At 69.4% G+C, this 13,295-nt stretch carries 13 protein-coding genes and 1 tRNA gene; 6 read left to right on the top strand and 8 right to left on the bottom strand.

The annotated features are described in order from the left end of the window. Positions 1-93 precede the first annotated feature (93 nt). Entirely contained in the window at positions 94-978 is an 885-nt protein-coding gene (locus H6844_11685) for a branched-chain amino acid ABC transporter permease (GenBank protein MCB9930058.1), read from the top strand. Between the two features lie 183 nt (positions 979-1,161). Here H6844_11685 and H6844_11680 read toward each other — a convergent pair whose 3' ends face one another. After that, a complete protein-coding gene (locus H6844_11680; protein MCB9930057.1) occupies positions 1,162-2,349 on the bottom strand; it encodes a CoA transferase in 1,188 nt (395 codons plus the stop codon). A 133-nt stretch (positions 2,350-2,482) separates the two neighbouring features. Between H6844_11680 and H6844_11675 the strand changes: the two genes are divergently transcribed. Both H6844_11675 and H6844_11670 read left to right on the top strand, forming a co-directional pair. Then, entirely contained in the window at positions 2,483-3,391 is a 909-nt protein-coding gene (locus H6844_11675; protein ID MCB9930056.1) for an SDR family oxidoreductase, read from the top strand. A 35-nt stretch (positions 3,392-3,426) separates the two neighbouring features. Next, on the top strand, positions 3,427-3,882 hold the full coding sequence (locus tag H6844_11670) for a MaoC family dehydratase (GenBank protein MCB9930055.1): 456 nt from the start codon (positions 3,427-3,429) through the stop codon (positions 3,880-3,882). Positions 3,883-4,285: 403 nt separating this feature from the next. On the opposite strand, the gene H6844_11665 is transcribed toward H6844_11670, so the two are convergent. The 3 genes from H6844_11665 to H6844_11655 form a co-directional block, all read right to left on the bottom strand. After that, positions 4,286-5,227, bottom strand: coding sequence for an alpha/beta hydrolase (locus H6844_11665; protein MCB9930054.1), 942 nt, complete (start codon positions 5,225-5,227; stop codon positions 4,286-4,288). Between the two features lie 134 nt (positions 5,228-5,361). Beyond that, positions 5,362-6,297, bottom strand: a complete 936-nt coding sequence (locus H6844_11660) for an endonuclease/exonuclease/phosphatase family protein (GenBank protein ID MCB9930053.1) — start codon at positions 6,295-6,297, stop codon at positions 5,362-5,364. Between the two features lie 7 nt (positions 6,298-6,304). Beyond that, on the bottom strand, positions 6,305-6,796 hold the full coding sequence (locus H6844_11655) for a GNAT family N-acetyltransferase (protein ID MCB9930052.1): 492 nt from the start codon (positions 6,794-6,796) through the stop codon (positions 6,305-6,307). 101 nt (positions 6,797-6,897) lie between these two features. Between H6844_11655 and H6844_11650 the strand changes: the two genes are divergently transcribed. Then, a complete protein-coding gene (locus tag H6844_11650) occupies positions 6,898-7,584 on the top strand; it encodes a cupin domain-containing protein (GenBank protein MCB9930051.1) in 687 nt (228 codons plus the stop codon). On the opposite strand, the gene mgtE is transcribed toward H6844_11650, so the two are convergent. Further along, positions 7,585-8,985 (bottom strand): magnesium transporter, encoded by a 1,401-nt coding sequence (mgtE, locus tag H6844_11645; GenBank protein ID MCB9930050.1) that lies wholly within the window; start codon positions 8,983-8,985, stop codon positions 7,585-7,587. A 123-nt stretch (positions 8,986-9,108) separates the two neighbouring features. After that, a tRNA-Leu gene (locus H6844_11640) sits at positions 9,109-9,195 on the bottom strand. Positions 9,196-9,259: 64 nt separating this feature from the next. On the opposite strand from H6844_11640, the gene lipB reads away from it, so the two are divergent. After that, positions 9,260-9,970 (top strand): lipoyl(octanoyl) transferase LipB, encoded by a 711-nt coding sequence (gene lipB, locus H6844_11635; protein MCB9930049.1) that lies wholly within the window; start codon positions 9,260-9,262, stop codon positions 9,968-9,970. Positions 9,971-10,350: 380 nt separating this feature from the next. Here lipB and H6844_11630 read toward each other — a convergent pair whose 3' ends face one another. Both H6844_11630 and H6844_11625 read right to left on the bottom strand, forming a co-directional pair. Next, positions 10,351-11,502 carry a phytanoyl-CoA dioxygenase family protein gene (locus tag H6844_11630; GenBank protein MCB9930048.1) on the bottom strand — a complete coding sequence of 384 codons (1,152 nt, stop codon included), beginning with the start codon at positions 11,500-11,502 and terminating at the stop codon, positions 10,351-10,353. Positions 11,503-11,546: 44 nt separating this feature from the next. Continuing rightward, positions 11,547-12,416, bottom strand: a complete 870-nt coding sequence (locus H6844_11625) for an alpha/beta hydrolase (GenBank protein MCB9930047.1) — start codon at positions 12,414-12,416, stop codon at positions 11,547-11,549. Positions 12,417-12,479: 63 nt separating this feature from the next. On the opposite strand from H6844_11625, the gene H6844_11620 reads away from it, so the two are divergent. Continuing rightward, positions 12,480-13,277 (top strand): SDR family oxidoreductase, encoded by a 798-nt coding sequence (locus H6844_11620; GenBank protein MCB9930046.1) that lies wholly within the window; start codon positions 12,480-12,482, stop codon positions 13,275-13,277. The last annotated feature ends 18 nt before the right edge of the window (positions 13,278-13,295 follow it).

The following is a 13,295-nucleotide window of genomic DNA, read 5'->3' as shown; positions in this document are numbered from 1 at the left end:
TCCCGCCAAGGGCATGGCCCTTGCCGGCCGCGGGATGGTATGAGGGCAGAGAGACCTTTCGGCCCATCCAAGCCAGCCCGTCCCAGAAGCCTCATGGACTATTTTCTTTCCCTCGCGGTCAGCGGCCTGCTGTCCGGTGCGGTGTATGCGCTGGTCGGCGTGGCGTTCGTCGTGGTCTACCGCGCCTCCACCGTCCTCAACTTCTCGCTGGGCGAGTGGGTGAGCATCGGTGCGCGCGGCACGGCCGCCGGCATTCACGGCCTGGGCCTGCCGCTGCTGGGGGCGATGGCCGGGGCGGTGGTCGCCATGGCGCTGCTGGCGACGGCCTTCAACCGCGCCGTGCTGAGGCCGCTGGTCGGCCGGCCGGCGGTGGCGGTGGTGATGGCGACCCTGGCCCTGGGTGTGTTCATGCACGGGGCCGCCCTGCTGGCGCTCAGCGACCTGCCGGGGGACATCCCGTTTCCGCTGGCCCACCGTCTGTGGTGGTGGGGCGACGTGGCGATCCCGCCGGCGCGGGTGGTGTCGAGCGGTGTCGCGCTCGCCCTGGTGCTGGCCGTCATGGGGTTTTTCCGCTACAGCCGCGCCGGCATCGCCATCCGCGCCATCGCCGACGACCCGCAGGCGGCGACCGTCGTCGGCATGAGCGTCACCCGCTATCTCACGCTCGCCTGGATCCTGTCCGCCGGCCTGTGCGTCGCCGGCGGCGTGCTCTGGTCCATCGACGGCCTGGGCGGGTTCGGCATGGGGCTGGTGCTGGCCAAGGTGCTGCCGGTGGTGGTGATCGGCGGCCTGACCAGCTTTGGCGGCGCGCTGGTGGGCGCCATCCTCATCGGCCTCTGCGAGTCGCTGGTCGGCGGCTATGTCGACCCCTGGCTGGGGGTGAGCTTCGCCAGCATCGTCACCGTCGTTCTGGTGCTGGTGACCCTGGCCCTGCGCCCGACCGGCCTGTTCGGCGACCGGACGGTGCGGCGGGTTTAGGGCGAGTTCTTTTCCCGCTGGCTCACCACCCGATCTTCCCTGTCCTCGCGGAAGCGGGGACCCATGCCTGAGAAACCACTACAGAGTCCGTGTCCTGTGAGAAGCTCTCAGGCATGGGCTCCCGCTTGCGCGGGAGATGGGGCGGGAGAGTGGGTCAGCCAGTGCCGAAAGCGCTCTGGGGCCTCAGAACGCGCCTGCGGCGCGCAGGCGTTCGATCTCGTCCTCCGACAGGCCGAGTTCCGCCAGCACTTGCGCCTGGTCGGCGGCCAGCGGCGGCGCCGGGCGGGCGAGCGGCGCCTGGCCCGGCACGCGGATGGCCGAGCCGGTGGAGCCGACCGGGGTGCCGTCCGGCGCCGTGTAGCGGATCAACTGTCCGGTGGCTTGCGCGAACGGATTGTCCAGCGCCTGGCCGATATCGTTGACCGGTGCGGCCGGCACCGCGCCGCCGAACACCGCCATCCACTCCGCCGTGGTCCTGGCGCTCAGGGCCTCGTCGAGCAATTCGGTCAGCCGGTCGCGGTGCGTCAGGCGCGTCGCAAAATCCGGATAGATCTCGGCCCAGGAGGGCTGGCCGATGGCGTTGCAGAGCGCCGGCCAGAATTTCTCCTTGTTGCACATGATGAAGATCCAGCCGTCCTGGGTTTTGTAGAGCTGGCTGGGGGTGAGGTTCGGATGGGCCGAGCGCGGCTCGCGCGTCACCTTCTCGCCCATGGTCAGATACCAGGCCGCGACATAGGCGACATTGGCCATGGCCGCGTCGAACAGCGAGACGTCATAGTCGCCGCCCTGGCCGCTGGCCCGGGCGCCGATAATGCCGGAGGCGAGCGCGATGGCCGCCTGCAGGCCGGTGGAAAGGTCGACCAGTGACAGCCCCATGCGCGACGGCGGCCCGCCCGGCTCGCCGGTCACCGAGAGATAGCCGCATTCCGCCTGCATCAGATAGTCATAGCCAGGCCAGGCCGCCCGTTCGCCGGTGCGGCCATAGGCGGAGAGGTGGACGCAGACAAGCTTGGCGTTCACGTCCTTCAGTTGGTCGTAGGTCAGGCCGAGCTTGCCCGGCAGGTCGCCGCGCAGGTTGTTGAACACCGCATCGGCGCCGGCGGCCAGTTGGCGGAAGATCGCCTGGCCCTCGGCGCTTTTCAGGTTCAGCGTGATCGAGCGCTTGTTGCGGTTGAACGCCTGGAAGAACAGGGAGTCGCCCTTGGGCAGCGGGTCGTTCGGGTGGCGCACATGCCGGCCGACATCGCCGCCCTCGCCGGCATTCTCGATCTTCACGATCTCCGCACCCAGATCGGCCAGGTGCATGGTGCCGAACGGCCCGGCGCCGTACTGCTCGACGGCCAGGATGCGCACGCCCTTCAACGGCAGCATGACGGGTCCTCCGAATGCGCAGGAGCGTGCGGCGTTCGCCTTTGCATGGACGGGCAATCCTCGTGCTAAGAAAGAGGGGCCATCGAAGCCCAATCGGAATATCGGGCCGCACCATGACACAAAGGGCACGTCCATGACCATCACCATCACCGGCGCAGGCGGCTTTCTCGGCCAGCGGGTGACCCGGCTTCTGGCCGACCGGGGCGAGGCCCTGGTGCTGGCCGACCTGGTGCCGCCGCCGAACCCGCCCGCCGGCGCCAGGGTCCTGGTCGGCAATCTGGCGGACACGCTCAGCCAGGCCATCACCGCCGACACCACCGCCGTCGTGCATCTGGCCGCCGTGGTCTCGGCCGGGGCGGAGGCGGACTTCGCCCATGGCTATGACGTGAACCTGACCGGCCTGCGACAGGTGCTGGAGCGCTGCCGCACGCTGGGGCGCTGCCCGAAATTCGTCTTTACCAGCTCGCTCGCCGTGTTCGGCGCGGTCGAGCGCGTGGACGATGCCACGGCGACCATGCCCCAAAGCTCCTATGGCACCCAGAAGGCGCTGGGCGAACTGCTGGTCAACGACTATGCGCGCAAGGGCTATATCGACGGCCGCACGCTGCGCCTGCCGACCGTGGTGATCCGCCCCGGCAAGCCGAACGCCGCCGCCTCCAGCTTTGCGAGCGGCATCCTGCGCGAGCCGCTTGCGGGCGAGGAATCGGTCTGCCCGGTCAGCCCCGACCTCGGCCTCTGGATCGCATCGCCCGCCAGCGTCACCCGGGCGCTGGTGCACGGCCTCGACCTGCCCGGCGACGCGCTGGCGCCCTGGCGGGTGCTGAACGTTCCCGGCATCACCGTGACCGTGCGCGAGATGGTCGAGGCGTTGGGCCGGGCGGGCGGCGACCCGTCCCTGGTGACGTTCCGGCACGACCCGGCCATCGACGCCATTGTCGGCTCCTGGCCGGCCCGGTTCGAGACGCCGCGGGCGCTCGCCTTGGGCTTCCCGCCGGCGGACGATCTGGATACGGTGATCCAGAGCCATATCCACGGCCTCTGATCCCTTTCGCAAGCCCCTTTAAGGAAACGCCTCTTATGAGCGGTCTCTATTTCGAAGAGTTTGAAATCGGTCAGGTGTTCGACCATGCGCTGACGCGCACGGTGACCGAGATGGACAATGTGATGTTCTGCGCGCTGACCCACAATCCGCAGCCGCTGCACCTGGACGAGGAGTTCGGCAAGAACACCGAATTCGGCGCCCGCATCGTCAACTCGCTGTTCACGCTGGGCCTGGTGATCGGCGTGTCGGTCAACGACACCACGCTGGGGACCACGGTCGCCAATCTGGGCATGACCGACGTTGCCTTCCGCAAGCCGGTGCTGCATGGCGACACGATCCGCAGCCAGACCACCGTGCTGGAAAAGCGCGAGAGCAAGTCGCGGCCCAATGCCGGCATCGTCGTGTTCGAACACCGCGGCTTCAACCAGCGCGGCGAGGAAGTGGCCTACTGCAAGCGCTCCGGCCTGATGCACAAGCGCCCGAAGGCCTGACTGCGAGCGCCGGAGACGGCGCTTTTGCATCCCGGAAGTGGCGCTCTGGCGCTTCTGCAATCCGAAGGTGGCGTAGCGCCGCTTCTGTACCCCGGACGGTGCGGAGCGCCGATCCGGGGCCGGTGTCGGCGTGCGAACATCGCCGCCGCCCGTGTTCGCGAGAGCGACCGGTCCCGGATGCCCGCTCCGCAGGCTCCGGGATACATAGGACCCGAACGGGCAGGGTCCCGAAGGCGGCGGAGCGCCGCTTCTGTTCCCCGGACGGTGCGGAGCGCCGATCCGGGGCCGGTATCGGCGTGCGAACACCGCCGCCGCCCGTGTTCGCGAGCGCGACCGGTCCCGGATGCCCGCTCCGCAGGCTCCGGGATACACGCACTTTCCAAGTGGAGCGGGCGGCTTCGGCCTACCCCTCGAACGCTTTCTTCAGGGCTGCGGCCACGTCCTGCTGCGCTTCGACGGCGAGGTCCACGTCCGGGGCCATGCCGAAAAAGGCGTGGATCATGCCCGGATAGCATTTGTACTGCACCGGCACGCCTGCCGCCTGCAACGCATCGCGATAGCGCACGCCGTCGTCGAACAGCACGTCGCACTCGGCCGCGGTGATGACCGCGGGCGCGGTGCCGGCCAGGCTTTCCGCCAACAGGGGCGAGGCGCGCCAGTCGTTGGCGTCGTTCAGGCTGTTCAAGTAATGGCCCTGGAACCAGGTCATGGCCTTGTCGGTCAGGATGCCATAGCCCTCGGCATAGGTCTTGTAGCTCTCGCCGGTCAGGCGATAGTCGCCGACCGGATAGACCAGCGACTGCAACACCAGCTTCGGCGCGCCCGCGTCGCGGGCCATCAGCGCCATGACGCCGGCGAGGTTGCCGCCGGCGCTGTCGCCGCCGACCGCCAGCTTGGCCGGGTCGACGCCCAGGCTCGCCGCGTTGTCGGCGGTCCAGAGCAGCGCCGTCCAGCTATCCTCGACCGCTTTCGGAAATTTGTGCTCGGGCCCCATGCGGTAGTCGACCGAGACGACGACGCAGCCGGCGCCCTCGCACAGATTGCGCGCGACCTTGTCGTGAGTCTCCAGGCTGCCGATGACGTGGCCGCCGCCGTGGTAATAGACCAGGGCGCCGCGCGTGCCCTCGGCATGCGGCCAGTAGATGCGAATCGGCAGGTCATAGCCGTCCGGCGTCGGAATGGTGCGGTCCTCGACCTTGCGCACCGGCGTCGGCTCGCCGCCGCGGGCGGCGTTCATGGCGGCCATCTGCTCGCGCGCGGCCGGCGGTTCCAGGGTGTGCAGGGCGGGCAGGTTGGCCTTGGCCAGGGCTTCCAGCCCTTTGACGATTTGGGGATGCAATGCCATCGCGCGGCGGTTTCCTTCGCAAGTGCTACAGACCGGCCGAAATCCTGCGGCCGGGGTCGATGGCCCGACTGTCGAAGGCGGGGGCGGGCTTGTCAATAAGGCGGGGTCAATAAGGCGGTGCCTTCGGACCGCTGTCACAGGCCGGGCAGGTCGATCACCACCGCCGCATGGTCCGAGGCGTGCGGCCGGTGCGCACCGACGCCCGGCAGGCGGGGGCCGGCATAACGGCTCGCCTCGCGGTCGAGGCCGGCACGCAGGATGATCGGCACCGCATCGGCAAAGCGGGCCGCCAGCGCCGGCGAGGCGATGATCGCGTCCGGCTTCGAGTACACCCCCGTGTGCGGCAGGTGAAACGACCAGCGTTCTTCCGGCGGCAGGCGCTGGGTCAGGTCGATGCCGAAGCCCTCCAGCAGCGGCATCACCGCCCGGCCGAGCCGCCTGTCCTCGCGCGCCGGCTCGTTCAGGTCGCCGATCACCAGCCAGAGGCCCGCGGCGGGGTCGGGGAAGCGCCGTTCGATCAGGCGGGCCACCGCCCGCGCCTCCAGATGGCGCACCGGCCAGGCGGCGGCCGGGTCGGGGTAGGGGGCCTTGAAATGGCAGACGAACAGGGTGAGCGCGCCCAGGTCAACCTCCAGGCAGTCGCGCCGGAACACCCGGTCGTGCAGGCCGCAGCCGCGCACCGGCGGCAGGCCGAGGGTTTCCGGCGTTTCGGCGGCGTGGCTGACGGCCGAGACCGGCGCGGGCCGGCTCATCACCGCCACGTCCAGGCCGCGGCCGTCATTGCCGGGCGGGCAGAAGCGGTGCGGGTAGGGGCTCGCACCGGCCGGCACCAGCACCCGGTCGTGGAAATAGTCGAGCGTGGCGGCGTCGAACACCTCCTGCAGCGCCACCACGTCCGCGTTCGCCAGCTTCAGCACTGCGGCGGTCAGTTCCCGGTCGATCGGGTCGAGCGCCGCCGCCGCGTCGGTGGCGTCTTCCGGCATGTCGCCATCGCGGGCGCCGTCGAGACGGTCGCCGCCGCCGGGGTGGCGCAGGCGCAGGTTCTGGACGTTGAAGGTGGCGATGCGCATGGACGGGTCAGCCGGCCAGGGCCTTGGCAAACGGGTATTCGCGGGATTGCGAGCGGTCGTGCAACTCCCGTTCCGCGCCGCTCCGGGTATAGCCGAGGGCCTGATAGAAGGCGTGGGCCTCCCCAAAACGGGTGTCGCTCCAGAGTTCGATCCTTGCGCAGGACCAGGCCCGCGCCTCGTCCTCGGCCAGCGCGACCAGGCGGCGGGCGAGGCCCTGGCGGCGCAGGCGCGGGTGGACGTAGAGCTTGATCAGTTCCGCCGTGTCCGCCGCCGCGCCCGGCACCAGGCCGCCGCAGCCCACCACCCAGGCGCCATGGCAGGCGACCCAGAAACGGCCGCGCCGGGTGGCGATGCCACTGGCGATGGCGCGCAACAGCGGCTCCTCGCCCCGGATGTCGAGCACGCAGCCGGGGTAGGCGATCCAGCAGGCGGCGATCAGGCTGGCGACCTGTCCGGAGTCGGCGTCGGTGGCGGATCGGATCGACAAGGGCTTTTGCATTCGGGGTCCGGGACCTTGGCAGGGCAGGGGGCGGGGTTGCGCCGGGCGTCGTCATGGCAAATATGCGGAATGCCGCCGGCCAGGGAAAGGGATGCCGTCCGATGCAGGACAACAGCAAAATCAATGCCGATTTCGACCAGCGCGTCGTCGTGCACGGCGATGCCGTGGACTGGCTGCACTCGCCCGCCGCCGGCGTCGACCGGCGGCCGTTGGACCGGATCGGCGGCGAGGTGGCCCGGGCGACCACCATTGTCCGCTTCGCGCCCGGCAGTCGCTTCGCCGCCCACGTCCATGGCGGCGGCGAGGAATTTCTGGTGCTCGACGGCGTGTTCGAGGACGAACACGGCGCCTTTCCGGCGGGCTCCTATATCCGCAACCCGCCCACCTCCCGCCACGCACCGGCGAGCGGGCCGGGCTGCACCATCCTGGTGAAGCTCTGGCAGATGCAGCCGGAGGACCGCACCCATGTGCGCCTCGATACCGCCAAGGCCGGTGCAGTCGCGCCGGAGGGGCGGCCCGGTGTGCGGGTGACTCCGCTCTACGACGACGGCCACGAATGGGTGCGGATGGAGCAATGGGCGCCCGGCACCGAGGGCCGCATCGCGGCGGACGGTGGCGGCGAACTGTTCGTGGTCGAGGGCTCGGCCCGCGAATCCGGCACGGCGCTGCGCCCCTGGTCGTGGGTGCGGATTCCGGTCGGGGGTGGGTTCGTCATCGCCGCCGGCCCGGACGGCGCCCGCTTCTGGATCAAGACCGGGCATCTGCGCGACGTGCGCGCGCCCGAATAGTCAGAGCAACAGCCAGGCGGCCAGGCCGAGGAAGGCGAAGAAGCCGACCACGTCGGTCACGGTGGTCAGCAACACGGAGGAGGCCACCGCCGGGTCGATCTTCAGCGCGTCGAGGCCGACCGGGATGGCGACGCCAAAAAAGCCGGCGACGATCAGGTTGACCACCATGGCAATGGCGATCACCGCGCCCAGCAACGGACTGTCGAACCACAGGCCGCTGAGCACGCCGGCGATCACGGCAAAGGCCATACCGTTGATGCAGCCCACCATCACCTCCTTGCCAACGACCCGCAAGGCGTTGCGGCGGGTGAGCTGGCGCATGGCCAGCGCCCGCACGGCGACGGTCAGGGTCTGGGTGCCGGCATTGCCGCCCATGCTGGCAACGATCGGCATCAGCACCGCCAGCGCCACCACCTGCTCGATGGTCGCTTCGAACAGCGAGATCACCGCCGAGGCCATGACCGCCGTGCCCAGATTGACGAACAGCCACTGGAACCGCGCCTTGGTGGTGTCGAACGTGGCCTCATAGAGGTCGTCCTCGCTGACGCCGCCCATGCGCAACAGGTCGTCCTCGTGCTCCTCGTCGATGACGTCGACGATGTCGTCGATGGTGACCACGCCCAGCAGCCGCCCGTCCTCGCCGACAATGGGGGCGGATGTCAGGTTCTGCTGGCGGAATTGGTGCGCCAGGTCTTCCTGGTCCATGGTGACGACGAACGGGTCGGTCACCGCCTCCATAATGTTGGCGATCAGCACCTGCCGGCGGTTGCGCAGGATGCGGCTGAGCGCGAGCTGGCCGATGGGCCGGTGGCGCGGGTCGACCACGAAAATGTCGTAGAAATCGTCCGGCAGGTCGCTGGACGCGCGCAGGAAGTCGATGGTGTCGCCGACGGTCCAGAAGCCCGGCACCGCCAGCAGGTCGCGCTGCATCAGGCGGCCGGCGGTGTATTCCGGATAGGTCAGACCCTGGCGCAGCAGCACCTGGTCCGCCTCGGGCAAGCGGGCCAGCAATTCCTCGCGCTGTTCGGGCTCCAGGTCGGCCACGACCTCCAGCGCGTCGTCGGTCTCCAGGTCGGCGACGGCGGCGGCCACCTGTTCCGGGGCCAGCGCCTCCAGCACCTCGTCGCGGACGGTGCTGTCCAATTCCGGCAGCACCTCGGCGTCGAGGGCGTCGCCCAGCACCTGCACCAGCGTGACGCGGTCGTCGGGCGCCAGCGCCTCGACCAGGTCGGCGACGTCGGCGGGCGGCAGCGGCTCCACCAGTTCGCGCACTTCGTCGGCATTGCCGGCGTCCAGCAGCGCTTCGACCTGGTCGATCCATTCGATGCTGAGGGTCGGGGGCGTGGCAACGGCGTCGGCGGTCTGGGTGCCGGTCGGCTCAAGCTCTTGCGTATCTGCCATACACCATTCCTCCGAGCCGGCAGGCGGGAGCCTGCGCCGATCGTCTAGATGTGTTGCCTACGGTGGATACGCAACAGCTTACCCCATGCCAAGGGGGAGGGATCAAGCTGCCAACTCGAAGGGTGGTGCGGTCGAGAAGACTCGAACTTCCACGGGATTTCTCCCACAGCGACCTCAACGCTGCGCGTCTACCAATTCCGCCACGACCGCCTATGTTTCTGAGACCGGAAACCCAGTCCCAGGGGCGCGGCCACCCCGCCGCGCGATCAAGAGCATGTCCAATATCAGAGCGCCCTTCGCCGATCAAGCATCTCTGCCTGCGGTGGAATGGACCATTGGTACCGGCCTCCAACCCTATGCGGAGGCCGTTGCCGCCATGGAAGAGCGGGTGGCCGCGATCCGCGAGGGCCAGGCGCCGGAATGGGTCTGGCTGGTGGAGCACCCGCCGCTCTACACCGCCGGCACCAGCGCCAAGCCGGCCGACCTGCTGGCGCCGGATCGGTTCCCGGTGTTCGCGACCGGTCGGGGCGGGCAGTACACCTATCACGGGCCGGGCCAGCGCGTCGCCTATGTGATGCTGGACCTGCGCGCGCGCCGGCTGGGGGTGAAGGACTATGTCTGCCGGCTGGAGGACTGGATCATCGCGACGCTGGCCCGCTTCGGCCTGAAAGGTGAGCGCCGCGACGGCCGGATCGGCATCTGGGTCGACCGCGGGCCGGACGGGATGGGCGGGCGGCGGGAGGACAAGATCGCCGCCATTGGCGTGCGCGTCCGCCGCTGGGTCAGCTTTCACGGCATCGCCATCAACGTGGAGCCGGACCTGTCGCATTTCGGCGGCATCGTGCCCTGCGGCATTGCCGAGCACGGTGTCACCTCGCTGGTCGACCTCGGCTATCCGGTGACCATGGACGATCTAGACGTGGCGCTGCGGCAGAGCTTCGAGGCCGTGTTCGGCGAGGGGGCAGGGCAGCGCTGCGCCGTCTGATTGGCCCCCTCGGCGTCATTGCGAGTCCGCGAAGCGGGCGAAGCAATCCAGGGGTAGCGAGACAGGTTTGAGGGTTGGTCTGGATGGCTTCGTTGCCCTGCGGGCGCCTCGCAATGACGCCGGAAGGGGGAGAGCGGGACGCTTCCTGCCAGCGACGAGAACAGCCGCCGCTCCACTCCTCTCCCCCCGCTTCTCCCGCGAAGGCGGTTCGATTGCGCATTCGATGCGCCCGGCCGCATATCGGGCAGGTCATGTGGCACGGCCGGGATCGGCGTCATGCTTCGAACACCGTCGCCGCCGGTGTTCGCTCGCCGTGGCCGGCCCCGGATCGGCGCTCCGCACCGTCCGGGGAACATCGGCGCCCTTCTCCATCCGCGCCGCTAAATGCTCATGTCCAGCAGGTTGTAGTCGTGCATGGTGGCGCGGGCGGCGTCGTCCCAGCGGTGGGCGAGGCCCTGCTCGGCGAAGGGCTTGTAGACGAAGGGCGTTTCGTGCGGATAGCGCTGACGGCGGGCGTCGATGGCATAGCCGATGACGCGGCTGCGCTCGCGGATATGGGCCTCGTCATAGATGCGCGGCGCTGCGTGCAGGCCGCCGCCATGGACGCCCAGCACCGACTTCAGCCGATGGAAGCCCATATTGACCGTCACGCGCCAGTCCTTCGACGTGTTGGCGAAGGAGCCGTGCAGCGCCTGTCGGTTCGTCACGGCGACGTCGCCGGGGGCGGCGATGATCGGCACGGCGTCCGGCAGGCGCTCGCTGCCGGCCGTCTCGACCAGCGCCTTGATGTCAACCTTGCCCTGTTTGTGCGTGCCCGGCACCACCCAGACGCCGTTGGCGGCAGTGCAGCCATAGAGCTGCGCCATCATGTTGAAGCCGTGCGTGCCCTCGTCCCAGTCGGGCGAATCCCAGTGGGTGACGCCGTCCTGGTGCCAGGCGACCGAGGCGCCCTTGCCCGGTTCCTTGATGAACAGGGCGTCGGTGAAGGGCACGAAGTCGTCGCCATTGATGGAGGCGGCGATGCCCAGCACGTCCGGATGGCCGTAGGTGCGCAGCAACGCGTCCGAGAACTGGAGCGAGCCGAGCATCAGATAGACCACTTCCTTCGGCGCGTCGGCGGCGGCCTGGGGTTCGTACATCTTGACCGGGTGGCGGCCGTTGGCGAGGTCGGTGCCGCCGAACGGGTCGGCCAGCGGCTTCGACCAGAACAGGGTCGGTGCCGTGCAGTCATGGGCCAGGGCCGGGCGGCCGTGCCGGTCGACCGGCGCGCCCTGTTCGGTTGGCAGCCGGTCGAGAATGGCCTTGAAGTCCGCCTCGATGTCGGCGAGTTCGTCCGTGCCCAGCACGCCCTCGAACACGTAGAAGCCGTTCTGCCAATAGGAATCGAGGATATCCTTGTGCAACTTGCCGTCGGCGCCGTACCGGACCGGCCCGCGATTGCCGAGGGCCATGGCTCGCGCCTCGCCCTCGCGCAGGTAGCGCTGCATGGCGGCGTCCTGGTCGCCGTAACGGAGTGCGGTGACATCGTTCATGGCGGTTTCCTCCGGCTATAGGCCTTTGGTCGCAGTCTAGGCGCCTATGCGCCCTCCCTCAAGAAGCGGATCAGGCGGCGGGCGACATAGTCCGGCTGGTCCTCCACCAGGAAATGGCCGGCGTCGGCGACGACCTCGCCGGTGATGGTCGTGCAGATCGGCTTCAGGCACTCGTAAGGCTCCAGACCGCGGCCGCGGGCCTCGTGCTTCTCGCCGCCAAGGGCGAGCACCGGCATGGAAAGGCGCAGGCCGCCCGCGAACAGGGCCGCATTGTCCCGCGCATCCTGGGCCGCGGCGCGGTAATAGGCGAAGCCGGCGCGCATGCCGCCGGGTGCGCTGTAGCAGCGGGCGAACTCGTCGATGGCGGCGTCTGGGATGGCGTCGGCGCGCCAGGCGAAGTTGCGGAAGAACCATTTCAGGTATTCGCGCTCGCGCCCCGCCGTCAGGAATTCCGGCAGGTCCGCGGTGTGGTGGAAGGCGTGGTGCCAGCGCCGCCCGTCCTGGGCGATGTCCACCGGGCCGCCGGGGATGACCACGTCCAGCAGGGCGAAATGCGAGACGGCCTCCGGCGCGGACGCCACCAGGGCGAAGCCGGTCGGCCCACCCCAGTCATGGCCGATGACGGCATAGCGGGAAAGGCCGAGCGGGCCGGTCAGCAATTCGCGGATGTCGGCGGCCACCGTCTTCTTATCATAACCCGAAAGCGGCTTGGAACTGTCGCCGAGTCCGCGCATGTCGGGCGCGATGGCGAAGAAGCCGGCCTCGGCCAGGGCCGGGAGGATGTCGCGCCACTCGTACCAGGTCTGCGGGTAGCCGTGGATCAGCACGACGGCGGGGTTTGCGGGCTCGCCGCAGGTGACGTGGTGCAGCGTGACCTGGGAGAGGCGGGTGAAATGGTGGGTGAGGGCGGTCATGGGCGGCTTTGCTCCGGTGGCGATCCGGCTATGCTAGGCGGCCACGCAACGAAGGAACAGGCCATGGCCGCAAACCGCATGAAAGACAAAGTCGCCATCGTCACCGGCGCAGCACCCCGGGGCGACGGGCTCGGCAACGGCATGGCGTGCGCGCTGATGTTCGCGGCCGAGGGCGCGAAGGTGGTGCTCGTCAACCGCAAGCGCGAAAAGGCCGAGGCCCTGGCCGAGCGCATCAAGGCCGAGGGCGGCGAGGCGCATGTCATCGCCTGCGACGTGACGCAGGAAGCCCAGGTCCAGGCCATGGTGGCCGAGACCATGGACCGTTATGGCCGGGTCGACGTGCTGCACAACAATGCCGGCATCGGCGGTGGCGGGCCGCTGGAAAAGACCGACCTGGCCGGCTGGCACAAGGTGATCGGCCTGAACATGACCGGCGTCATGCTCTGCTGCCAGGCGGCGGTGCCGGCGATGCGGGCCGGCGGGCGCGGCGGCTCGATCATCAACGTCTCGTCGATTGCCGGCGCGACCGGGCTGCTGCGGGAGTCGGGCGGGGCGCTCTCCTACACCGCCACCAAGGCCGGGCTGCACGGCATCACCATGTCGATCGCCGCGGACTACGCCAAGGAGCAGATCCGCTGCAACACGCTGGTGGTGGGCTCGGTCTACACGCCGATGGTGGCGCACCAGGGCGAGGAGGCACGGCAGCGCCGGGCGAAAATGGTGCCGCTGATGACCGAGGGCACCGCCTGGGATGTCGCCTATGCCGCCACCTTCCTCGCCAGCGAGGAGTCGCGCTGGGTCACCGGCATCGAACTGCCGGTGGACGGCGGCCTGCTCGCGACGCGGCAGTGGCCGGCCTAGATCCGGTTTTGCATCCCG

It is taken from the genome of Alphaproteobacteria bacterium, from assembly GCA_020638555.1.
GTDB lineage: Bacteria > Pseudomonadota > Alphaproteobacteria > Bin95 > Bin95 > JACKII01.
This window is presented reverse-complemented; position numbering and strand designations above follow the sequence as displayed.

Coding starts and splice junctions, on each gene's coding strand:
- H6844_11670 (MCB9930055.1), top strand. CDS start 3,427: ATGAGCGGTCTCTATTTCGAAGAGTTTGAAATCGGTCAGGTGTTCGAC.
- H6844_11660 (MCB9930053.1), bottom strand. CDS start 6,297: ATGCGCATCGCCACCTTCAACGTCCAGAACCTGCGCCTGCGCCACCCC.
- H6844_11685 (MCB9930058.1), top strand. CDS start 94: ATGGACTATTTTCTTTCCCTCGCGGTCAGCGGCCTGCTGTCCGGTGCG.
- H6844_11650 (MCB9930051.1), top strand. CDS start 6,898: ATGCAGGACAACAGCAAAATCAATGCCGATTTCGACCAGCGCGTCGTC.
- H6844_11680 (MCB9930057.1), bottom strand. CDS start 2,349: ATGCTGCCGTTGAAGGGCGTGCGCATCCTGGCCGTCGAGCAGTACGGC.
- H6844_11630 (MCB9930048.1), bottom strand. CDS start 11,502: ATGAACGATGTCACCGCACTCCGTTACGGCGACCAGGACGCCGCCATG.
- mgtE (MCB9930050.1), bottom strand. CDS start 8,985: ATGGCAGATACGCAAGAGCTTGAGCCGACCGGCACCCAGACCGCCGAC.
- H6844_11655 (MCB9930052.1), bottom strand. CDS start 6,796: ATGCAAAAGCCCTTGTCGATCCGATCCGCCACCGACGCCGACTCCGGA.
- H6844_11620 (MCB9930046.1), top strand. CDS start 12,480: ATGGCCGCAAACCGCATGAAAGACAAAGTCGCCATCGTCACCGGCGCA.
- H6844_11675 (MCB9930056.1), top strand. CDS start 2,483: ATGACCATCACCATCACCGGCGCAGGCGGCTTTCTCGGCCAGCGGGTG.
- lipB (MCB9930049.1), top strand. CDS start 9,260: ATGTCCAATATCAGAGCGCCCTTCGCCGATCAAGCATCTCTGCCTGCG.
- H6844_11665 (MCB9930054.1), bottom strand. CDS start 5,227: ATGGCATTGCATCCCCAAATCGTCAAAGGGCTGGAAGCCCTGGCCAAG.
- H6844_11625 (MCB9930047.1), bottom strand. CDS start 12,416: ATGACCGCCCTCACCCACCATTTCACCCGCCTCTCCCAGGTCACGCTG.